The organism is Parasphingorhabdus sp., assembly GCF_039968395.1.
GTDB lineage: Bacteria > Pseudomonadota > Alphaproteobacteria > Sphingomonadales > Sphingomonadaceae > Parasphingorhabdus.
The window spans coordinates 120,459-142,391 of record NZ_JBDVPV010000004.1; the positions used below are offsets into that span (position 1 = coordinate 120,459).

The window sequence follows — 21,933 nt, forward strand, 5'->3', positions numbered from 1 at the left end:
TACTCTCCCCTACTTTTTATAGCAAAACGCCCCGATGACCGGGACGTTAACGCGCTAGGCTATAGTGCGGGAAGCGCAGAACGCGCAACCCCTGATTTCAGCGGTTCAGCCCGCTGCACACCAGACTATTGAATTTGATAGAAATCTGAATTGGTCAAGCGTGAACAAAGCCAAGTGTTTCCGGCAAACCAACTTGTTCCCCATGCTGCACCAAAGACACACCGGTTCCGGACTTGCACTTTCCAATTTTCGTCAGTTTTATCGGCAGTACCGTTTCGGGACTGGCAGTCAGCAACAGTTGATAGTCATCGCCTCCGGTTGCTGCGCTCATCCGCGCTTCTTCATCATCCCCGAACACGGAAACAAAGGGATCCGAGAGCGGAACTGCGTCAAGATCAATTTCAATGTTGATCCCGCTGGCATCTGCAATGCGCGAGGCATCCAGCAACAAGCCGTCTGATACATCCATCATGCTACTCACCAGCGATGACAAAGCCCGTCCATCGTCAAGCCGGGGACGAGGACGGTTATGGGCTTTGAGCAAAGCCGCCGTAATCTCGAAATCAGCCCCATGGGCTTTCCCCGACGCCAGTTGCAACCCGCCCCACGCGTCACCTATTCGACCCGTCACATAGACTGCATGTCCCGGCACTGCACCGCTGCGAGCCGGGACGATATGCCCCTTGGATTCGCCAAAGGCTGTTAATCCCAATGTCCGTTTCTTGTTGTTGCCCGACGAGACCGTATCTCCACCGAGCAGCGGAACGCCAAAATGGGTTATGGCTTCCCTCAGCCCTCTCACGAAGGCGGCATCCCAGGCATCGTCGTCGGTGCGGCTATAACCCATTAAGATGCCCAGCGGTTTGGCACCCTTGGCAGCGAGATCCGACAGGTTTACCGCGACAAGCTTCCACGCGACATCGGCTGGATCGGCATTGGACAGAAAGTGAATGCCCTCGACGAGCATGTCGTGGGTCATCACAAGTTTGTGTCTGCCGAAAGGAAGGACAGCCGCGTCGTCAGAAAGTCCGCGAGCAGCGGGGTGCGTGGCCAGCTTTTTCAGCTGGTCGATAAAATCCAGTTCAGTCAATTGGGCCCCTTAGAAACAAAAGGATGTGCCCCACATCAGATACTAACAAAACCATTCCCCGTGCCGGAAGGCAAAGAGCAATGTGTCAGCTCCTCACCTTTTTGGCAATTGCATCAAGCAATCCGTTGACGAAGCCGCTTTCCTTCTGATCAAAAAAGGCGTGCGCTACATCAACATATTCATCGATTACGACCGCGGTAGAAACATCCTCCCGCACAAGTAGTTCAAAACTGCCTGCGCGCAGAATTTGCAACATGGTTTTGTCGAGACGCCCCACAGACCAGCCAGACGCCAGTTTTTCGGTGATTAACGCATCAATCTCGTCACGCTTTTCAGTCGTCCCGACGACTATTTCGTCAAAGAAGTCGACTTCGGCAGCCTGATATTGATCATCTTCAATCTCTGCGCCGAGCCGGTGATCATGAAATTCCTTCAGCAAACGCGGAAGCGGTGTCTGTTCCATATCGTGCTGGAAAAGTGCCTGAACAGCTGCAAGCCTGGCGGCGGATCGGGAGGAAGATTTTGCGGTCATGGGTTCAATCTTTTCTGGACACTGGCGGCATGGGCAGGAAGGCCTTCGGCTTCGGCGAGAGCGACAGCCGCAGGGCCGATTTTGGCCAACGCGACATCATCGCACTGCAGGAAGCTGGTGCGCTTCATGAAATCGGTGACGGACAGCCCAGAGGAAAAACGGGCACGGCGGCCAGTTGGCAAGACATGGTTGGGTCCCGCAACATAGTCGCCTATCGCCTCTGGAGTGTGGCGACCCAGAAACACCGAACCAGCGTGCCGGACCTTGTTGAACATAACCTGCGGATCATCCACCGCCAGCTCAAGATGTTCCGCAGCCAGCCGGTCAATCAGCGGGATCGCCTTTTCGAGGCGGTCGACTGTTATGATCGCTCCATTATCAGTCCAGCTGGTCGATGCAGTCTGTTCTGTCTTCAAGGTTTTAAGCTGTGCGTCCACACTATCGAAAACCATATCCGCAAAAGCTGCGTCGTCCGTAAACAGGATGGATTGACTGGTCGGATCATGTTCAGCCTGCGACAACAAGTCGGCGGCGATCCAGTCTGGATTATTCTGACCATCCGCGACAACCACGATTTCAGACGGTCCGGCTACCATATCAATGCCGACCACACCGTAGACCTGTCGTTTGGCTTCGGCGACCCATGCATTGCCGGGTCCGGTGATGACATCAACCGCGGTGAGGTTGTCGGTACCGAACGCCAGAGCTGCCACGGCCTGCGCGCCGCCTATGCGCCAGATTTCGTCTACACCAGCAATTTGTGCTGCTGCCAGAACCAGCGAATTCACTTCTCCGCCTGGCGTGGGCGTGACCATGACAAGGCGGTCCACGCCCGCAACTTTGGCCGGGATTGCGTTCATCAGTACAGAAGATGGATAGGCAGCACGGCCACCGGGAATATAAATCCCTGCACGCTCCACTGCATTCCAACGCGCGCCTATTCGAACGCCGGCATCATCCTGAAAGTCCCGATTATCCGGTCTTTGCCCCTCATGATAATCCCGAATGCGCAAAGCCGCGAGCTCCAGTGCAATACGCAGATTGGGATCAAGACCGTCCAGCGCTGCTTCGCATTCCAGCGACGAGATCTGCCAGCCCGTAAAATCGAGATCATGGCCGTCAAATTTCCGTGTCAGCTGCGAAACAGCTTCATCGCCATTCCGGCGGACATCCCTGATGATTGCAGCGACATCGGCGGAAACATCGTCATCAGATTCTCGTCGTGCATTGACCAGCGCGTCAAAAGCTGCATCGAATCCAGCGTCGGAAGTGGCGAGCCGCAATGGCATTACACTTGTCCTGCCAGTTCGCGGAATTTCTGTACCATCGGGGTGAGTTCTGCACTGCGCATCTTGAACGCCGCGCGATTGACCACCAGACGGCCGGATATATCCAGAATACGATCGGTTTCGACCAGATTATTGGCTTTCAGTGTGCTGCCGGATTCTACCAGATCCACAATGTGCCGGGAGAGACCCAGAGATGGTGCCAGCTCCATTGCCCCATTGAGCTTCACACATTCTGCCTGGATACCCAGCGATTCAAAATGGCGACTGGTCAGATTGGGATATTTGGTGGCGACCCGGATATGCGAGATATTGCCGATTTGCTCGGCGTCATCTTTGGGTTGGGCCACTGACAGACGGCAGCGGCCTATGCCGAGGTCCACCGGTGCATAAAGCTCGCTATAGTCAAATTCTTCGACCACATCGGACCCGACAATGCCGATCTGCGCGGCACCATGCGCAACAAAGGTCGCGACATCAAAAGCGCGCACGCGGATGATCGAAACATGTGCCTGATTGGTGGCGAACATCAGCGACCGGTTGCTCTTGTCGAAAAATTCCGGTGTCGGCTCGATACCGACTTTGGCGAGCAAAGGCAGTGCCTCGTCGAGAATTCGTCCCTTGGGGATTGCAAAGATCAGCGGTTCAGCCATAGATGCGCGCTCTAATGCTGTGCCGCGAAAAGGGCAATGGAGAAAGGACCAATATGTCGAATCAAGAGCGAGTTCGGGCCGCCTTCTCCAATCAGATTGAATATTGTCGATCCAATGGTGCCCCCGTCACGGGCCGTGTGGTCGAAGCGATTATAGGCGCAATCGATGAAACAACGACGTTGGGAGGCCGCATTTTGGGATGGGAAGGCAATCCGTTGGCGGATGCGCTGCCCTTGCGCGTGGCCGGCGGTTTCCATGCATTGCATCTCGCAGGTCAACATTCGGAATTGTCAGCCATCTACAATGGCGACCCCTCAGCTGCCAGGCGCGCCGAACAGATTGTCGCACAAACCATCGCCAGGGATGAGGCGCAGCTCCTGCCTTGGCTTGAGTCTCCACCTCAAACCAACGAAGCGGGCCGGTCATCCTCCTATATTGCAGGCTTGTTGTGGCTTACGGCAGCTGGAATGCCGTCACGCTACGAGATATTGGAAATCGGATCGAGCGCAGGACTAAATCTGATGATTGATCGCTATCATTATGAATTGTCTGGTGTTTCTGTTGGAGCCGAAAACGCAGCTTTGTCATTCGAACCCGAATGGGAAGGACCGCCGCCGCCCGATGCGCGCTTTGCATTTGACTCAATCCGCGGCTGCGACATTGCGCCGGTTGATCTGGCCGACCCCACACAAGCTCGCCGCCTGACGGCCTATATCTGGCCGGAACACACGATCCGGTTTGACCGCATGAAAAAAGGGATAGCACTGGTTGAACAAAAACCCCCACAACTTGAGGCTGCAAATGCAGATGACTGGATGCTAGAACAACTCTCCAGGCCGCAACAATCTGGAGTCACGCGGATCCTCGTCCATTCCATCGTCTGGCAATATATTCCGAAAGCAGGCCGCGAACGGATCAGCCAGGCCATGGAAGAAGCCGGTAAACGGGCAACCGCCGAACGCCCCCTTGCCTGGCTATCGCTGGAAGCCAACCGCGAAACCTATCGCCATGAATTGATTGCGCGGCGCTGGCCAGATGGCGGCCAGCCGGTCAAGCTTGGCGAAGCGCATGCGCATGGCGCGTGGATTAAATGGCTTGGTTAGCTTGATATTTTACGCTTTCCGTGCTAACCTACATTCATGTCAGTAGTGCTTCTCAATCCCGATCAAACCGATGCCAACCTGCCGTTGAGGGAGGCACTCAATCAATTTCGCAAACACGCCGGACTGGACGGGAAATTTGCCGCTGCGGGCTTGGACTCCCGGACGTTGCTGGACCAACATGATGTAATCCATGTCCTGTTCGGGCTCGACACATCCTTCAAGCAGGAAGCCATGACCGATTACTGGACCCTGTTCGGAACCGATGCCCGATTTGTCGAATTGCGCAAATATTTTGACTTGCCGGAACAGAAGGAACTGGTTGCCGAGTTTGGCTGGCCGAAACTAATCATGTCCACGATCCTTTCCATACCCAATGCCATCCGGATCGCCGTTCGTTCCCGCAATATGAAACGCAAATGGGTGTGGAATGATTATCAGCGCTATCTGGATGTTCCCGTGTCGGATATTCGGCGGGAATACGGAATAGACAATCTACGCAGACAACCAGTCTAAAGCCGATCAGGTTGTTCGACGGTCTTTTCCGTCACTACATTACCGGTGTTCAAAATCGTCTTGGGTTCCAGCAACAAGACGTGACATTCGCCCCCTATTCCCTCCGGGCGATGTTCCACGCCGCGTGGGATAATGATAAACTCACCGGCCTCTACATCGATGTCACCTGTCCGCAATCCCATGCGCATCGTGCCCAACACAACAAGAAACAGCTCGTCTTCATCCTCATGATGATGCCAGTCAAACTTGCCCGCAAATTTGGCGAGCTTTATCTGAGCATCATTGATATCGCCAGCAATTTTCGGTGACCAGTGATCAGAGAAAGTTGCGAACGCTTCGGCGAGATTGACTTTTTGGATCACTCGCCCGGAGCCCGCGCCTTGATCGCCATTGCGTGGACTTTTTCCTGCATCAGGTCGCCCAGCGCCTTGTTGACCATCCGCTGGCGGTTCAGCCGGGATTGCCCTTCAAACGCCGCGCACTCGATTTCGACCGTAAAATGCGATTCTCCACTCCCATCATCGCCGGCGTGGCCGTGATGGCTGGCGCTGTCGTTGATAACGTTGAGTGCGCTCGGGGAAAGCTCCGCCAAAAGCCGTTTTTCTATCTCGGTGGCCACGGGCCCTTTTGATTCTGTTTCCATCCTGCCTATATAGAAGCTTCGCGTTGTTTTGCGAACGCCAATTCCATCCTCTGCCCGGACAAAAAAATTGCCTTCCTCCGATTCTCAGAAGAAAAAGCCCAATCGTTTCCATGGCCGCGTCGAAACCGATGGTCAGGCTTGTGCGGTTGAGGGATGTGCCGAAGAAGGAGAATTTCGCGCTCCGCCCATTTATGGCGCGCGTCATGGCTATGATGGCCCGGGCGAATATCGCTGGCTTTGCCTCGACCACGTCCGAGAGTTTAATCAGGATTACGATTATTTCGAGGGTATGGACGCAGAACAGGTTTTTGAAGCGCAGCATCCGATCCATGGTTGGGACAGCAACAGGCGAATCTATGATGCAGGCCCGACAGCGGGACCTGCCTGGGCGGATTTCAAGGACCCTCTGGACGCCATCGGTGCAAGATTTACAGCAAGTGTTGCCAGGCCGCAAAGACCTGGACCCGCGATCAGCAAAGCCGACCAAAAAGCGCTCAAGACGCTAGGGCTTGGCGAGGAAGCCGTGCGCAGTGATATCCGTCGACGCTATTCGGAACTGGTGCGCAAATATCATCCTGATCGCAATGGCGGCGATAGAAGTCACGAGAAACAGTTGGCAAACGTGATTGCGGCCTATACGCAGCTTAAGGAATCACCGGATTTTAGATAGTGGCTCTGGCTGTTTGCTTTTCTTAGGGCAGCTTGAGTTTTCGAAGGACAGACATGACTGACATTCCCAACACCCATCCTGATGGCAGCGGCGAGACCGTACTAGACGCACCGGATCAGACCATTGATGCGCGTGAAATGTTCGGCATTGATCTCGACATGCAAATTCCTGCCTTCAGCGAAAAGGATGAGCGCGTTCCCGATCTGGATCCCTCCTATGTGTTCGATCAGGACACGACAGCTGCGATCCTCGCGGGCTTTGCATTCAACCGCCGTGTTATGGTGCAGGGTTTCCATGGCACCGGCAAATCAACCCATATCGAGCAGGTAGCTGCACGTCTAAACTGGCCGTGTATCCGGATCAACCTGGACGCCCATATCAGTCGAATTGATCTGGTTGGCCGCGATGCCATTGTGTTGAAAGATGGCCAGCAAGTCACCGAGTTTCGTGAAGGTTTGCTGCCATGGGCCTTGCAGACCCCAACCGCTCTCGTGTTTGACGAATATGATGCTGGCCGACCTGATGTCATGTTTGTGATTCAACGTGTTCTTGAAGCCGAAGGCAAACTAACTCTGCTCGACCAGAATCGGGTAATCCGCCCCAACCCGAATTTTCGGTTGTTCGCCACTGCCAATACGGTTGGCTTGGGTGATACCAGCGGTCTTTATCATGGTACACAGCAGATCAACCAGGGTCAGATGGACCGCTGGAACATCGTTGTCACGCTGAACTATCTGCCTGCTGCGACTGAAGCAAAGGTCATCTTGTCCAAGGTGCCCGAAACGAATGACCAGACTGTCGAGAACATGATCAAAGTCGCCGATCTGTCACGTCAAGGATTCGTCAATGGCGACATCTCAACCGTGATGAGTCCCCGGACAGTAATCAGCTGGGCACAAAATGCGGCAATCTTCAATAATATCGGTTTTGCCTTTCGCCTGTCCTTCCTCAACAAGTGCGATGAGGCCGAACGAATGCTGGTCGCTGAGTACTATCAGCGGGTCTTTGGTGAAGAACTTCCAGAAAGCGTGGTTGGCAGTTAACCATTGGTTGGCGCGCAAACAGCCGCGTACAAAAAATCTGCAAAAAAGACTCGAGAATTCTGTGAATGTCGCTAGTTAAGAAGCTGTAAATCACCTCCGTTTGGACAGCTTCTGGACCATTGCCTGTTTTTGGAAGATCTGTTTAGTAAAATTAGTTTTAGTTATAAAGGCTTAGTATTATGAAAAAACTCGTTTTGGCAGCAACTGCAGCGACCATGCTGACAGCAGTTCCCGCCCAAGCAGCAACCATTCTCGGCGGATCACTGGGTGTCGACCGTACGGCATCTTTTCAGTTTGACTATGATGGCACGGGCAATCTGAGCATTCAGGTCGATGCAGACCTGACCAGCGGCACGCCGCTATCGGATCCTCAGATCTACATTTTCAACGATGATTACCTGACCGGTACACTGTTTGCCACGGATGATGACAGCGGCTTCGGTTTGAACGCCTTCATCAGCCAGCCAGGCGCTGCCGGCACATATGTGCTCCAGATCGGCAACTTTTCCTTCACCGAAGCAGAAGCGCGCGCCAATGCGAATAACTCTGGTTCAGAGGGCGATGATTTTGTCGTAATTTTCGGAGACGGAATTGACAATATTGGAGCTCCGGTTCCGGAACCGGCAACCTGGGCATTCATGATCTTTGGATTTGGTGCCGTAGGCAGTGCAATGCGTCGCCGAAACAAAGCAAACGTGAAAGTCAGCTACGCCTGATTGCTTTTGAAAATTGATTTAAAAGGCGGCCTGCGGGTCGCCTTTTTTTTGAACTGACAGCGCGGGGATTTGTCCCGCCGCATGCTGGCCTGGAGCTGTCACCTGACTAACTGGCACAGGCCATGCACAGCGGAGCTTCAGGTTGAACTGCCAGACGTTGCGGGGAGATTTCGTCGCCGCAATTGGCGCATTCCCCATAGGTTCCGTCATCTATCCGCGCAATTGCGGCGGTGATCTGGGAGAGCTCGCGTTCAAACACCTGCTCCTGACCTGCCAGAGCTTCATCCTGCTCACGTTCCGTCGCCTGATCCGCAAATCCCTTGCTGTGCGGGCTTGACAGTGCATCCTCGACGCGCCCCAGCCGACTGCGTAACTCGGTTAGCCTTTGTTCCAGACTGACGCGTACCGGATCCAATAGTTCTTTTTGCATGTTCGTCATACTTGCCTCCAGGTTCATTTCTGAACTGTTCGAATATTCAAGCTGCAGCAGTGATGATATCTCCGATCTGGTCCAGCAGAGACAGCCGCTGTTTTTTCAGATCTTCTGATCGCGCGTCCGATGCCGCATCCACGCCAGCTTCGATCCGGTGAATTTCGCGGTTGGTCTCATGATATTGTTCTGACAAATTTTGAAAGTGGCCGTTCTGCAGTTTCAGTTGGTGCAGAATTTCTCTGGCATGCGGAAACTCATCGGCGAGTTCGTGAGGCGTGTGCGACATTTACTGTTCCTTTTGTTGTTCTCAGCCAAGCTGGCCCTATCGATGACGTCAATTTCCATGAGTTTTTCGCATGGCACATTGAGCCAGATCAAAAGGACATATTTTTATCCTCGCAATCACCGTATTATTAGTATAATACAGTGTTGAGATGCTCGACCCCACCCCCCCACAACATTCTCGGCGCAAGTGGTTCTGGCCGCTCTCTCGGCGCAACTCGCACCAAACGGAAATCTATCCTTCCTATGGCGACGCAATACCGCCAGGTGTCGGCGAACCGATTGCACCAGAACGGAAACGCCGCGGTCGATGGTGGTGGATTAGCCGTGTGGCAGCATCACTCCTGCTTCTCCTGATTCTGCTGATCGCGTGGCTGGCGATCACGGCCCCTCTGTCCAAATCCCTGCAGCCCATTGCACCACCGCAGATCACCTTGCTGACGTCCGATGGCCAGCCGATAGCCCGCAATGGGGCAGTGGTTGACGAACCGGTCAAAATCGACGCGTTGCCGGATCATGTTGTCGACGCATTTCTAGCAATCGAGGATCGTCGTTTCTATTCACATTGGGGAGTAGATCCGCGCGGACTGGCGCGCGCGATGTGGAGCAATGCCACCGGAAATGGCATGAAACAGGGCGGGAGCACAATCACCCAGCAACTTGCAAAACTCACCTTTCTTACACCGGAACGCAGCCTGACACGCAAGGCAAGGGAAATGCTTATTGCTTTCTGGCTGGAATCCTGGCTGACCAAGAACGAAATACTCGAACGTTATCTTTCCAACGTTTATTTTGGCGACAATGTGTACGGCCTTCGCGCCGCGTCTTTGCACTATTATTACCGAACCCCCGAGAATCTGAAACCCCAGCAGGCGATCATGCTGGCAGGTCTGGTGCAGGCTCCCTCGCGACTGGCACCAACGCGCAATCCGGCTCTGGCGAAAAAGCGGGCAGAGCTGGTGAAGTCGGCCATGGTAGCTGCAGGATATCTTGAACAATCCGAAGCCGACGATCTGCCGGATGCCATTCTCGATGTGCGCAACAGAAACACCGTGCCAACCGGTACATATTTCGCCGACTGGGCGATGCCCCGAGCCCGGGATTTGACGGATATGAGCTATGAGAAACTGACACTCACCACAACTCTCGATGCACGGCTCCAGGACATGGCTCGCAAGGCGGTGAGCCGGGCACGTCTTGGCAATGCGCAAGTTGCACTTGTCGCGATGCGCCCGGACGGCGAAGTGGTCGCAATGATCGGCGGGCGCAACTACAAGGAGTCGGCCTTCAACCGGGTGACCCAGGCAAAACGCCAGCCCGGGTCGACGTTCAAGCTTTTTGTGTGGCTGGCAGCTTTGCGGTCAGGACTGAAACCGGACGACATTGTTGATGACAGTCCGATCACAAAAGGCGGCTATCTGCCCAAAAATGCGGGCGAAAAATATCAAGGTGATATCACGCTAAAACAGGCTTTTGCCAAATCCAGCAATGTGGCGGCGGTGCGTCTCTTTGGCCAGGTTGGTGATCAGGCTGTGATCCGCGAAGCCCGCAATCTCGGGATCAAGTCAAAACTGGCGGAGGATGACCCCAGCCTTGCATTGGGGACATCAACGATGACATTGCTGGAACTCACAGCGGCCTATGCCGGTGTGGCCAGCAATAGCTGGCCCGTCGAACCCTATGCCTTCAAAAAAGAAGATGAAGGTCTGGTAGCCTGGCTTTTTGACTGGCCGGGCAGATATGGCGACAGCACCCATGCGCGGATGGAAGAAATGCTGAGAGCTGCTGTAAACAGCGGAACAGGCAAAAGCGCGCAACTGGCAATTCCCAACTATGGCAAAACCGGAACCAGTCAGAATAATCGCGATGCTGTTTTCGTGGGCTATGCCGGCGATCTTGTGGTGGGAGTCTGGGTAGGAAATGATGACAACAGCCCGCTGAAAGGGATTAACGGCGGAACGGTTCCGGCCCGAATCTGGAAGGATTTCATGCGCCAGGCAATTGCGGGCGCGGCGCGTTCCAAACCCATGAAGCCTCAAACCAAACGCGACCCCGACGGCCCCGTTCAACCACTCGACTTGCCCGACATCAAGGACCTAAAGAATGTACCGATTGATCTTGGCGATTCTGAAATCCGAATCAACGGAAGCGAAGGTGTCACAATTTCGACAGAGCTTGGCGGAATTCCTGTGGATCTGAGCTTTGATGGCGAACGGGTAGCCATTGAGCAGCGGCGCGAAGAGGGCAGCAGTGCCAGCGACCGGTAAAAATGGTCCTGAAGTCCTAACAAATTCGCTCAATTTAGAGCTTTGATTCCAGCCCCGTTTCCGCTTATGGATTGGCCCTTCTATGGCTGACCGTTCCAAACTTGATGATTTAAAAGATGTGCTGGGTGGTGCTGCGCGCGCGATGGCGCATGAACCGGAAATTGAACTGGCATATACCGCCGAAGCCCCCTCTCAGGCGGGACAGCATTTCAAGGTCCCGATGCCCGCCCGCGATCTGCCGCAGGATCAAGTGGCACAAGCACGGGGATTTGCGGACAGCTTTGCACTAAAGCTGCGTTACCACGACGAAGCCAGCCATCGGAAAAACGCGCCGCAGGAAGCCGTAGCTCGCGCTTGCTTTGATGCACTGGAGCAAGTCCGCACCGATGCGCTTGGCTCACGCAACATGAAAGGCGTGAACGGCAATCTCGATGCCGCACTGGAAATGCGAATGCGATCGGATCCCATCTCCCGCGCGCAAAATCGTGATGAAGTTCCGATTTCAACCGCCATAGCCCTGCTCGCTCGTGAAAAGCTTACGGGCGAAGCGCCACCTGCAGGCACGGTCAAGGGCCTGGATATGCTGCGCGAATGGATCGAAGAAGGTGCTGGTGCAGATCTCGATGGCCTGAATCTGACGCTGGATGATCAGGACAGCTTCGCGAAACTGTCAACTCAACTTCTGGAACATCTCGATCTTATCCGCGGCGACGACGACACATCGGATGCCGATGATAGTGACGATGAAAATGAAGATGAAAGCGACGATCAGGAAGATGACGGCGCAGATGACGAAGCGACTGGCGATCAGGGTCAGCAGGACATGCGCTCGGAACAGTCAGACGATGACGCTCAGGACAGCGAAAGCGAATTGAACGCCGACGATCTGGAAGAAGGCGCGGAAGAAGAAATGGGCGATGCCGGCGACGAAGGCATGATGCCGGTTCGTCCCAACCGCCCGATGTCCGACTTGCCACCTGGCTTTGATTATGCGCCCTGGACCGAAAAATATGACGAGGTCATCAGTGCAACAGAATTGTGCGATGAAGACGAACTGGCCCGGTTACGCGCTTTTCTCGATCAGCAACTGACCAGCTTGCAAGGGGCCGTGACCAAGCTTGCCAACCGCCTCCAGCGACGTCTGATGGCACAGCAAAATCGCAGCTGGGATTTCGATCAGGAAGAAGGCATGCTGGACGCGGCGCGGCTTGCCCGGGTGGTCAGCAATCCTGCGCACAGTCTGTCCTACAAGATTGAACGGGAAACAGATTTTCGCGACACTGTCGTCACCCTGCTGATCGACAACAGCGGATCAATGCGCGGACGTCCGATCAGCATTGCAGCTATCAGCGCCGATATCATGGCGCGAACGCTGGAGCGCTGCGGCGTAAAAACCGAAATTCTGGGCTTCACAACGCGCGCCTGGAAGGGTGGACAGTGTCGGGAAAGCTGGCTCGCTGCCGATCGCCCTGCCAATCCGGGACGTCTCAACGATCTGCGTCACATCGTTTACAAACAGGCAGACGAACCCTGGCGCCGGGCGCGTAAAAATCTTGGCCTGATGATGCGCGAAGGCCTGCTGAAAGAGAATATTGATGGCGAGGCGCTGCTATGGGCGCATAGTCGCCTGATCGCACGCCCGGAAGAACGCCGGATTTTGATGGTGATTTCCGACGGTGCACCGGTAGACGATTCCACCTTGTCCGTTAATCACGGCGCATATCTGGAAAACCACTTGCGCAAGGTCATCGAGTGGATTGAAGGCCGGTCGCCTGTGCAGCTGGTGGCCATAGGCATCGGCCATGACGTGACCCGATACTATAAACGCGCGGTGACGATCATGGATGCCGAGCAGCTGGGTGGTACAATGGTCGAGCAGCTCGCTGGTCTTTTTGATGAGGAAGCAAAATGAATGTCACCGACGCTGTAAATTCCCGCCGATCCGTACGTCAGTTTCTCGACAAGCCTGTTGACCCGGACGTTCTCAAAAGAATCCTGGAGACAGCACAGCGCTCCCCGTCCGGCGGAAATACTCAGCCCTGGAATGCCGTTGTCGTGACCGGTGACGAGTTGACCAGAATAGCCGATACCATCAAAGCCAAGGTACCGACCGCCCCGATGGGCGAGAATATGGAATATGACATTTATCCCAAAGATCTCGATGGCCGATATGAAGAACAGCGCCGCGGTGTTGGCAAGGAGATGTTCAACGCATTGGGACTCGAACGCGAAGATGGCGCGGGCCGCATCGCCCAAATGGCAAAGAACTGGGACAGTTTCGGTGCTCCTGTTCAGTTGTTCACATTTACACGTAAATATATGGGGCCGCCGCAATGGTCGGATATGGGCATGTGGTTGCAAACCGTGATGCTTTTGCTGCGCGAAGAAGGACTGGACAGCTGTTCGCAGGAAATCTGGGCATTATACGGCAAACTCATGCGCGAATTGCTTGGCATTGATGACGATCACATCTTCTTTTGCGGCATGGCCATAGGCCATCGGGATCCGGAAGCGCCGATAAACACCTTTCAAGTCCCCCGGGTGGATATTGGAGATGCAATAGAGTTTCGGGGTTTTTAACCTTCAAAACTGACGCAGTTCCGGTCTTTTCTGCCAGGAAAATCCAAAAAACGTCCCATAGAGTGACGATTGTCACCGACAAGTTGTGCGGAGAGTCGATAAATTACTATACCAGACTCGAATTTGTCGCTTATGTGACTAGTTGAGGGACATTTCCGGGTCGTAACGAACCAAGTTCTGGCAATTCTTGTCGAACTGGGGTTGGAATCTGTGGGGGAAATATGATCCGTCTTAACCGCCTATGCTTGCCTTTTGTCGCGCTTGCGATGACTGCAAGCCCGTCAATTTCCTTTGCTCAGGGAACATCTTTAACTCTGCGCGACAGCTTTCCGATTGGTCAAAGCGGCGGTATATTGTGCCAGGTTCAGGATCGAAGCCTTAGCAACAAGGCCAAACAGAGCATGTTTGACCGGAGCTGGGCGGTCGTTTGCCGGGATTCAGCGAGACCGGTTGGCTATGTCTATGCGTCGCGTTCTGCCCCTGACCAACTGCTGGAAAACATTAAACCCAATCGGCAGGAGACCATTTCCTGTGACGAGAATGCATCCAGCAATAGCAATGCGGGTTTTCGACAAACGCAATGCCAATTGTTGACTGAACCTGTTTCCTACTCGATATTTCAGGGTAGCAATGGCAAAACAAACTATGTGGCGGAAGGACTGTCAGCTTATGACAGCGCCACTTTGCTCGCGCTCAAATCGATTATCAGTGAAAAGATCGTCGATGGCAGCATCGATGTGGCCCTAACTTCTATCGCAGACCCTTTTGCATTCGCCCGTGTCCAGGCCTCGACTCTCGAACCTGGTCAGGCTCTCGCTGAAGGGTATCGCCGAAATCTCAGCGGCGACTACGCTGAGGCGGCAGCCTTTTTCGAAACGCTCCAGCAGCGCACCGCGGGTCAAAAGGGCGATGATATCGATCCCGAAGAATATCTCATCAACCGGGCATTGCAAAAATCCAACCTGGGGGAATTTGCAGAAGCGGAACGACTGTTCAAGCAATCGCTGGCAGTCAGCTCGGATGATCCGGTCAATCAGCGACTTCGCCGCAATTTCGAGGGCATGCACCTTTTGAATCAGGGTCGGTATAACGAAGCAGTGGAACTGATCATGCGCCCCGTCGATGCAGTAGCCGAGCAGGAAAAGGCTCTGCTCGCAAATCTCGAGATTACAGCTCCGATCTCAACAAGAATAAATGGCAGCAACCGGACCGCCAATCTGCTCGGTTTCACCGATGACCTCAAACTGACCGACCAGGAACGGTCGGAGATAATTGACGCTCAGGCTTTGCAGCTTGTGGGAACGGCACAGCGTATCCGCGGCAATCGAGCTGCGGCACGCAACTCGCTCACTACGGCTTACAACCGGGCAATCGCCATTCGCGACGGCCGGGTCACTTCAATAACCCGTCTTCGGGTTCAGGTATTGTCGGAGCTGGCGCTGATTGCCGAAGCAGATGGCAATTCCGCACAGGCGGAACAGTTGCTGCGCGATGGTCTTGATTTGCTCTCGGTTCAATATCCCGAAACAAAATCCGTCAACGCCGCCAAGGCCCGACTTGCCTACTACCTCTTGCGCAACGGGCGCGAGCAGGAAGCCCGCCAGCTCTATTTGGAAGTTGTCGATAGCTCGCTTGGCAAGCGCAATGCCCTGACCGGCTTGAACAATCAGCTGTCTCCCTATTTCGACTTGCTGAGCAAGGATGCAAATGCGGGGGAAGAGTTTTTCAAGGCCAGTCAGATTCTAATTCGCCCGGGTGTCGCAGAAACAAATGCGGTGCTGGCAAGAGAACTTAGCGGCGGCACTGACGAAGCAGCCCGGCTTTTCCGCCAGTCTACAAATCTTGCCCGAAGCATCGAAAGATTGCGTATCCGCTTTTCTTCACTGGCCAAGGTAGAACAGACGGCGTCCGTGCGGCGGGCGCGAAACGATCTCGCAACCGAAATCGAACAACTGGAACGCAGTCAACAGCTTACCCAAGTCTCGCTGGCAGAATTTCCGCAATATCGCGCCGTCGCCAGCCGTTTTATCAGCTTGTCCGACTTACGTGCCAACATGACTGCTGACGAAGCCTATATGCGCATGGCAATCGTGGGCAGCGACATTTTCATGTTCTATGCTGATCAAGAAAAAACACGGACCTATCAGGTCAAACTCAATGAGAATGAACTGGATCTCAAGGTCGACAATCTGCGATCTTCGATATCGACGCTCGAAAATGGTCAGTATGTCACCTACCCATATGATATCGAAGCTGCGCGGGAACTTTATGAACTTCTGTTTGACGAAGTCTCGTCGGAACTGGCGTCGACCAAGCATCTGATTTTCGAACCCGATGGCGCGTTGCTGCGGTTGCCAATCAATTTACTGGTTGCCGATGATCAATCAGTCTCCCGCTATCTCGCTCGTGTGGAACAGCCTGATGGTGATCCCTATAATTTTACCGAAGTAAACTGGCTGGGAAGCAATACTGACGTCAGTACCGCAGTATCGGCGCGTGCATTTACCGATGCCCGTCAGGCGCCCGTATCGAGGGCATCAAAGGAGTATCTCGGACTTGGTCAAAATGAATCTGTCCTCGCAGACGCGCGAGTTGCTGAAGATCGACTGAGCGCGGAAGGTGTGGCAGCGAATTGTCAGTGGTCGCTAAGTGAATGGAACAAACCCATTTCCGACGCCGAATTACGGCAGGCGCAGTCGATTATCGGTCAGTCAGAATCGCAGATATTGACCGGCAATTCATTTTCCGATGACCAAATCCTCGCCAAAGGCGATATTTCGGATTTCCGGATATTGCATTTCGCAACCCACGGTCTTGTCACCGCGCCCAATCCCTCTTGCCCCGCGAAACCAGCGTTGCTTACGTCTTTCGGTAACTCAACCTCCGACGGCTTGCTTGCATTTGACGAGATATTCGAACTGAAACTGGATGCGGATATTGTAATCCTCTCAGCCTGCGATACCGCCGGTAAAGCGAGCATCACGGCGACACGCGAAGCAGGCGTCAGCAGCGGCGGCGGCACCGCTCTCGACGGATTGGTCCGCTCGTTCATTGGAGCCGGAAGCCGATCGGTGCTCGCCAGTCACTGGCCTGCACCGGACGATTTCAAGGCTACCGAACGACTGATTGGCGGCTTGTTTGAGACCGGTCAAGGCAGCTCTGTCGCAACGGCACTAAGGACGTCACAGCAGGTTTTGATGAACGATCCGCTGACATCCCATCCTTATTATTGGTCCGGCTTTGCAATAATCGGTGATGGCGCCAGACCATTTTTGCCAGGAGCTCAAAGCGCTGAAAATGAATCCGGCAATGATGCTGCTGACCAGGCGGCGCTATTGAGATAATGGCAAACCAACAAGCCTCGAATGGCTCGGCTGATGATCGCCGAGATGTGAAGACCGAAGCGCGAAGCCTTTGGCAGTCCTTGCGACGAATCTTCGCGCAGCTTGGCCCTATCCGCATGGCTTTCACGTTGCTGTTCCTCATTCTGGCCATCATGATCGCCGGCCTGAGCTGGAAAACTCCGCTGATACAGGATGCCGAGCGCGCACTTTATGATTTGAGAGCCTCTGTATTCGCGCCAGTTGTTGAGAAAGACGATCGCATTGTGATGATCGTTTACAATGAAGAGACGTTGCGCTTGACCGGTCAGCGCTCGCCGGTTGATCGCACGATACTGGCCCAATCGCTCGAAACAATTGACGCTGCTGGCGCAAAATCAATCGGGATCGATATTCTCTTCGATATGCCGCAAGACGATGATACGTTGTTGATCGACACATTCAGATCGATGCAAACACCAACCTATCTCGCTTATGCGTCGGCCGAGACCAATCCCGAAATCACCTTTGCCCAGCAACAGTTTCTCGATGATTATCTGACGGAATTCAAGGACAGCAAGGTCCAGCCTACGACGATTAGACTGGATACCGACGGTGACGGGGTGCAGCGACGCTGGAACAGTCCGCCGGATGGATCTCCGCCGTTTCTCTCCATCGCGATGACCGGCCCTAACCCCGCTTTTGCCAGTTATAATGGCGCCATTCGCTATTTTGCGGCGGTGAGTGATGAAATTCCGGTGTTTGACAAGTTTCCTATCGAGAGTTTTGCGGATCCGGCAACGGCCGACATGCTCGCATCCTTCATCAAGGACAAATATGTTCTGATTGGTGGCGACTTTATTGATCGCGACCGATTTGAAACACCGATCAGTTCGATCGCCGCCGGTCAAAATGCAGAAAGTACGATGACAGCAGATGGCAAGATGATCGGGCTCGAGGTGCACGCCCATATGCTTGCCCAGCTGCTCAATGATGACCTGCCGGCGGAAATTCCAACCTGGGCGCTTTGGGTTGCTGCGTTTATCGTTGCAGCTTGTGGCGGGCTGTCCGCAGCCATTGTCGGACGGGCATGGAAAGTCGCTGCCATCCTGATCGGTCAATTCCTGTTCTTCGTTATCTTTCCGTTCGTGCTTCAGAATATCGGTATAGATACATTGACCCTGCCGGCGTTTGGCTGGGGCCTTGGGTGGTTGCTTGGCTATGCATCGGTTGGTTCAGCCGCCAGAACCCTAAACTCCAAGCAACGCAGTTTTGCGCAAAATGCGTTGGGCAAATATCTTCCCAAGTCGATCGCCGGAGAAATCCTGAGAGATCCTGAAAAACTCGCTCTCCATGGAGAAAAGCGCCAGATTTTTGCAGTCTTCACAGATCTCGAAGGATTTACGAAGTTGAGTCATGCCATCGAGCCGGAAATGGTAGCAACCTTGCTCAACGACTATCTCGACCGGCTCAGCGACGTCGCGCTGGAATATGGCGGGACGATCGACAAATTTGTTGGTGATGCGCTGGTTTCATTCTGGGGGGCTCCGATTGCCTATGCCGATGACGGCGAGCGCGCTGCCAAGGCGGCTTATGCACTTTATCAAGCAGGCGAAGAGTTTCGCAAAAATGTTCCAGAAGGCGTCCCACCAATTGGCCGAACCCGGGTGGGCATGCACTATGGCGATGCCATTGTCGGCAATTTCGGCGGTGAAGGCAGAATTCAATATACGGCTCTTGGCGATGCGATGAATACTGCGGCGAGACTGGAAGCTGCCAACAAAACTCTGGAAACGAAAGTCCTGATCAGCCGCGAAGCAATGGAAAGAACCGGCCTCGACTGGTATCGACCGATGGGCAAGATCACACTACGCGGCAGATCCACACCGGTGGATGTTTTCGAACCGGTTCCAGACTGGGCTGAAAAAGATCGTGCGGCAGTGACGGCGGTCATAGCGGCGCATCAAAAAGGTGATAACAGTGCAGTTCAAGCACTGAGTGCGATAATCAAGCAATCTGGCGAAGACCTTGGGCTGGCCAATTTGCTCAAAAGACTTGAAAAAACAAAACATGGAGAAAGCTATGCTCTTGGCTAAGAAATCAACGGAACATTCAACCTCTATATCAAACTTTCTTGGAAAAACGGCATTGGGCGTTGCCCTTGCTGCGGGATTGTGCGGCACTGCCATTGCACAGAATATGGTGGTGCGCTCGACCGGACCATCTGCAGGCAGTTACCCAGCGGGAACCAAGTTGTCGGGAACAACCAAAATCACTTTGAAAAATCTGGATAGCGTCACCGTATTGACCAGGTCCGGCACTCGGGTGCTCAGAGGCCCGGGAACCTTTTCGCTCAATCGGACCGCAAGCTCCAATTCAACAACAACAGCCCGTCTGGAGCGCTTCATAACCAACCGCGGCAGCAGCAGGGCTCGCACCGGGGCCGTACGGAGCGCTGGTGTCGAAACGGCCACTGTCACACCCAAGAATCCAAATCTCTGGTTTCTCGACGTGACAAAGGGCGGCAAATTTTGTGTAGCCAATCCGGCCACATTGGTGTTGTGGCGCCCTGACTATACGGGCTCGGCAACGGCCAGTATCGTTGAACCCACTGCCGGGAATGTGACGGAAGTTGCCTGGCGCGAAGGCAATCCATTGAAAAAATGGCCCAGTACCGAAGCACCATTGAGCAACGGTGCACGGTATCAGCTGATTGGATCCAACGTACCGCAAGCTGTCGAAGTCAATTTCGTCATGCTCAGTGCCGCGCCGGCCAATCTGGATGAGGCGGCGATCGCCTTGATCGAGAATGATTGTCAGAGCCAACTGGATCTGCTGGTCGAGACACTGGAAGACAGGTCAGCAAGCGGACCTGAGCAGGGATCATGAATTATCAGCGTTGCTGACGGGAATGAGGGCCCGCTGGCAACGCTAAAAACAACAATATTTCGATCTGGGTCGCGCTGGGAATATTGCATAATACGGGGATAATAATGTCGCAAAAGCGCGGAACCACCAAATGGGCCATTGCAGCTTCTACGGTCGCAATGATGACAGCCAGCAGTCCTGCCTGGGCACAAGCTTCGAATGCTGCGCCTACTCGAGAAGAGATTCAGCGCAGTTTACGTGATCAGGCCGAGGCCAGTCAGGCGCAGGCGATCACCATTGACGGGGAGGTGGAACGATCATCCTGTCCCCTCGCCAATCCCGAATTTGCGGACGTGAAATTTTCATTGCAAGCCGTCGACTTCAGCGGTTTGGGCACGATTGATCCCGAGTTGCTACAATCCTCTTTCAGCAATTATGTCGGTCAGGAAGTACCCGTAGCAGCGGTTTGCGATATTCGTGATCGTGCCGCCACTATTTTGCGGAGTGCTGGCTATCTTGCAGCCGTACAAGTTCCACCCCAGACCATCGCTTCTGGTACGGTCAAATTTGACGTACTGCTCGCCCGGATGACCGCTGTTCAGGTTCGCGGAGATGCGGGGCCTTCTGAAAAACTGCTCCAGCAATATATCGAACAGCTCACACAGGAGCCTGTGTTCAACATCGAAGTCGCTGAACGCTATCTGCTCCTTGCTCGGGATATTCCGGGCCTTGATGTTCGGCTTTCGCTCCGCCCCGTGTCAGCGGAGGTCGGAGGCAGCCCGGGTGATGTGGTCGGTGAATTCAACGTCGTGCGAACCCCGATATATGTGGATGCCAATGTTCAGAATTTCGGTTCAAAAGAAGTGGGCCGGTTTGGCGGGCTTGTTCGGGCACGTTTCAATGGCCTGACCGGCCTTGGCGATGAAACGGCGATCAGTGTCTTTTCAACTGCCGATTTTAAAGAACAGCAAGTCGTGCAAATCGGTCACGAGTTTCGACTGGGCGGTGAAGGCCTGAAAATTGGAGGAGACCTGACCTATGCCTGGACCCGGCCTGAATTGCCGGGCAACTTCGATATTCGATCGGAAACACTGGTTGCCAACATCTATGCGACCTATCCGTTCATTCGCAAGCAGGCCTACAACGTTTTCGGCACTGTCGGGTTTGAACATGTCGACCAGCAGACGGATCAACTGGGCACACGCACCAATGAAGACCGGCTCAGCATCGCTTATGCCCGAATGGACTTTAATGCGGTAGAACCCGGCAGCATTTCAGGACGCGGCGGATATTCTGCATTTGAACCCAAATGGGGAATGGTAGGTTCGCTGGAAGTCCGTCAAGGACTGGGAGTTTTCGGAGCCAGTGATGGGTGTGGACCCGGTTTCGTTCGCTGCATAGGTCAAACGGTTTTACCAAATCGTATCGACGGTAATCCGAAAGCCTTCGTTCTCAGAGGTCAGGCCAAGCTGGATTATCGCCCCACACCGCTCATCGCCTTTACGCTGAAACCGCGGTTTCAGGTTTCGTCAGATGCGCTGTTTTCCTATGAGGAAATCTCCGGAGGCAACTACACAACCGGTCGCGGTTTTGACCCCGGCACCATAATCGGTGATAGCGGTTACGGCCTGCAGACCGAGCTTAGCTATGGTTCGCTCGTACCACCTTCACCGGACGGCATAGCCTGGCAGCCATATGTGTTTTTTGATGCAATGGCAGTCTGGAACAGGAATTTACCCGGCGATCCGCAGAAAATATACTCTGCTGGTGGCGGAATCAGAGCCACTATCGGACGTCAGGCGAGCCTGGAAGTCGCGGCAGTTGTGCCGCTTAAACGCGGGCCGTTTCAGACCCGGCGTGACGACTTTCGTGCATTGATTTCGCTGACCGTACAACTCGCCCCCTGGTCGCGCTAGAAAAAGCCAGAAACGAGA

Annotated in this window: 20 protein-coding genes; 12 read left to right on the forward strand and 8 right to left on the reverse strand. The window is 54.1% G+C overall.

Annotation, left to right across the window (positions count from 1 at the left end; translation table 11 throughout):
* Nucleotides 1-154 precede the first annotated feature (154 nt).
* The 4 genes from thiL to hisG all read right to left on the reverse strand — a co-directional run bounded on the left by thiL (nt 155) and on the right by hisG (nt 3,561).
* Nucleotides 155-1,090, reverse strand: coding sequence for a thiamine-phosphate kinase (thiL, locus tag ABJI30_RS09860; RefSeq protein WP_348018020.1), 936 nt, complete (start codon nt 1,088-1,090; stop codon nt 155-157).
* An 85-nt stretch (nt 1,091-1,175) separates the two neighbouring features.
* Entirely contained in the window at nt 1,176-1,622 is a 447-nt protein-coding gene (gene nusB, locus ABJI30_RS09865) for a transcription antitermination factor NusB (protein WP_348018021.1), read from the reverse strand.
* Complete coding sequence (gene hisD, locus ABJI30_RS09870) at nt 1,619-2,911, reverse strand: histidinol dehydrogenase (protein WP_348018022.1); 1,293 nt, start codon at nt 2,909-2,911, stop codon at nt 1,619-1,621. The genes nusB and hisD overlap by 4 nt, the downstream gene beginning before the upstream one ends.
* On the reverse strand, nt 2,911-3,561 hold the full coding sequence (gene hisG, locus ABJI30_RS09875) for an ATP phosphoribosyltransferase (RefSeq protein ID WP_348018023.1): 651 nt from the start codon (nt 3,559-3,561) through the stop codon (nt 2,911-2,913). Before hisG ends, hisD begins: the two co-directional genes overlap by 1 nt.
* 53 nt (nt 3,562-3,614) lie before the next feature.
* On the opposite strand from hisG, the gene ABJI30_RS09880 reads away from it, so the two are divergent.
* Both ABJI30_RS09880 and ABJI30_RS09885 read left to right on the forward strand, forming a co-directional pair.
* Entirely contained in the window at nt 3,615-4,664 is a 1,050-nt protein-coding gene (locus ABJI30_RS09880) for a DUF2332 domain-containing protein (RefSeq protein ID WP_348018024.1), read from the forward strand.
* 36 nt (nt 4,665-4,700) lie between these two features.
* Nucleotides 4,701-5,177, forward strand: a complete 477-nt coding sequence (locus ABJI30_RS09885; protein ID WP_348018025.1) for a hypothetical protein — start codon at nt 4,701-4,703, stop codon at nt 5,175-5,177.
* Here ABJI30_RS09885 and ABJI30_RS09890 read toward each other — a convergent pair.
* Together ABJI30_RS09890 and ABJI30_RS09895 are read right to left on the reverse strand one after the other, a co-directional pair.
* Nucleotides 5,174-5,539 (reverse strand): cupin domain-containing protein, encoded by a 366-nt coding sequence (locus ABJI30_RS09890; RefSeq protein WP_348018026.1) that lies wholly within the window; start codon nt 5,537-5,539, stop codon nt 5,174-5,176. The genes ABJI30_RS09885 and ABJI30_RS09890 overlap by 4 nt on opposite strands.
* The gene (locus tag ABJI30_RS09895; RefSeq protein WP_348018027.1) at nt 5,536-5,820 is read right to left on the reverse strand and encodes a BolA family protein; all 285 of its coding nucleotides are present in this window, start codon (nt 5,818-5,820) and stop codon (nt 5,536-5,538) included. The genes ABJI30_RS09890 and ABJI30_RS09895 overlap by 4 nt, the downstream gene beginning before the upstream one ends.
* A 67-nt stretch (nt 5,821-5,887) precedes the next feature.
* Between ABJI30_RS09895 and ABJI30_RS09900 the strand changes: the two genes are divergently transcribed.
* The 3 genes from ABJI30_RS09900 (at nt 5,888) to ABJI30_RS09910 (ending at nt 8,249) form a co-directional block, all read left to right on the forward strand.
* Entirely contained in the window at nt 5,888-6,490 is a 603-nt protein-coding gene (locus ABJI30_RS09900) for a J domain-containing protein (protein ID WP_348018028.1), read from the forward strand.
* 53 nt (nt 6,491-6,543) lie between these two features.
* Entirely contained in the window at nt 6,544-7,533 is a 990-nt protein-coding gene (cobS, locus tag ABJI30_RS09905) for a cobaltochelatase subunit CobS (RefSeq protein WP_348018029.1), read from the forward strand.
* Nucleotides 7,534-7,712: 179 nt separating this feature from the next.
* A complete protein-coding gene (locus ABJI30_RS09910; protein WP_348018030.1) occupies nt 7,713-8,249 on the forward strand; it encodes a PEPxxWA-CTERM sorting domain-containing protein in 537 nt (178 codons plus the stop codon).
* A 106-nt stretch (nt 8,250-8,355) separates the two neighbouring features.
* Here ABJI30_RS09910 and ABJI30_RS09915 read toward each other — a convergent pair whose 3' ends face one another.
* On the reverse strand, nt 8,356-8,688 hold the full coding sequence (locus tag ABJI30_RS09915; protein ID WP_348018031.1) for a TraR/DksA family transcriptional regulator: 333 nt from the start codon (nt 8,686-8,688) through the stop codon (nt 8,356-8,358).
* 37 nt (nt 8,689-8,725) lie between these two features.
* Entirely contained in the window at nt 8,726-8,968 is a 243-nt protein-coding gene (locus ABJI30_RS09920) for a DUF465 domain-containing protein (protein WP_348018032.1), read from the reverse strand.
* Nucleotides 8,969-9,293: 325 nt separating this feature from the next.
* Here ABJI30_RS09920 and ABJI30_RS09925 point away from each other — a divergent pair, with 325 nt between their 5' ends.
* The 7 genes from ABJI30_RS09925 to ABJI30_RS09955 all read left to right on the forward strand — a co-directional run bounded on the left by ABJI30_RS09925 (nt 9,294) and on the right by ABJI30_RS09955 (nt 21,915).
* Nucleotides 9,294-11,231, forward strand: coding sequence for a transglycosylase domain-containing protein (locus tag ABJI30_RS09925; RefSeq protein WP_348018033.1), 1,938 nt, complete (start codon nt 9,294-9,296; stop codon nt 11,229-11,231).
* An 82-nt stretch (nt 11,232-11,313) separates the two neighbouring features.
* Nucleotides 11,314-13,143, forward strand: coding sequence for a cobaltochelatase subunit CobT (cobT, locus tag ABJI30_RS09930; RefSeq protein WP_348018034.1), 1,830 nt, complete (start codon nt 11,314-11,316; stop codon nt 13,141-13,143).
* A complete protein-coding gene (locus ABJI30_RS09935) occupies nt 13,140-13,811 on the forward strand; it encodes a nitroreductase (RefSeq protein ID WP_348018035.1) in 672 nt (223 codons plus the stop codon). Before cobT ends, ABJI30_RS09935 begins: the two co-directional genes overlap by 4 nt.
* A gap of 221 nt (nt 13,812-14,032) precedes the next feature.
* Nucleotides 14,033-17,155, forward strand: coding sequence for a CHAT domain-containing protein (locus tag ABJI30_RS09940; protein ID WP_348018036.1), 3,123 nt, complete (start codon nt 14,033-14,035; stop codon nt 17,153-17,155).
* The gene (locus tag ABJI30_RS09945) at nt 17,155-19,227 is read left to right on the forward strand and encodes an adenylate/guanylate cyclase domain-containing protein (RefSeq protein ID WP_348018037.1); all 2,073 of its coding nucleotides are present in this window, start codon (nt 17,155-17,157) and stop codon (nt 19,225-19,227) included. Before ABJI30_RS09940 ends, ABJI30_RS09945 begins: the two co-directional genes overlap by 1 nt.
* A gap of 52 nt (nt 19,228-19,279) precedes the next feature.
* The gene (locus ABJI30_RS09950; RefSeq protein ID WP_348018038.1) at nt 19,280-20,020 is read left to right on the forward strand and encodes a hypothetical protein; all 741 of its coding nucleotides are present in this window, start codon (nt 19,280-19,282) and stop codon (nt 20,018-20,020) included.
* A gap of 104 nt (nt 20,021-20,124) precedes the next feature.
* A complete protein-coding gene (locus ABJI30_RS09955) occupies nt 20,125-21,915 on the forward strand; it encodes a ShlB/FhaC/HecB family hemolysin secretion/activation protein (protein ID WP_348018039.1) in 1,791 nt (596 codons plus the stop codon).
* Nucleotides 21,916-21,933 lie beyond the last annotated feature (18 nt).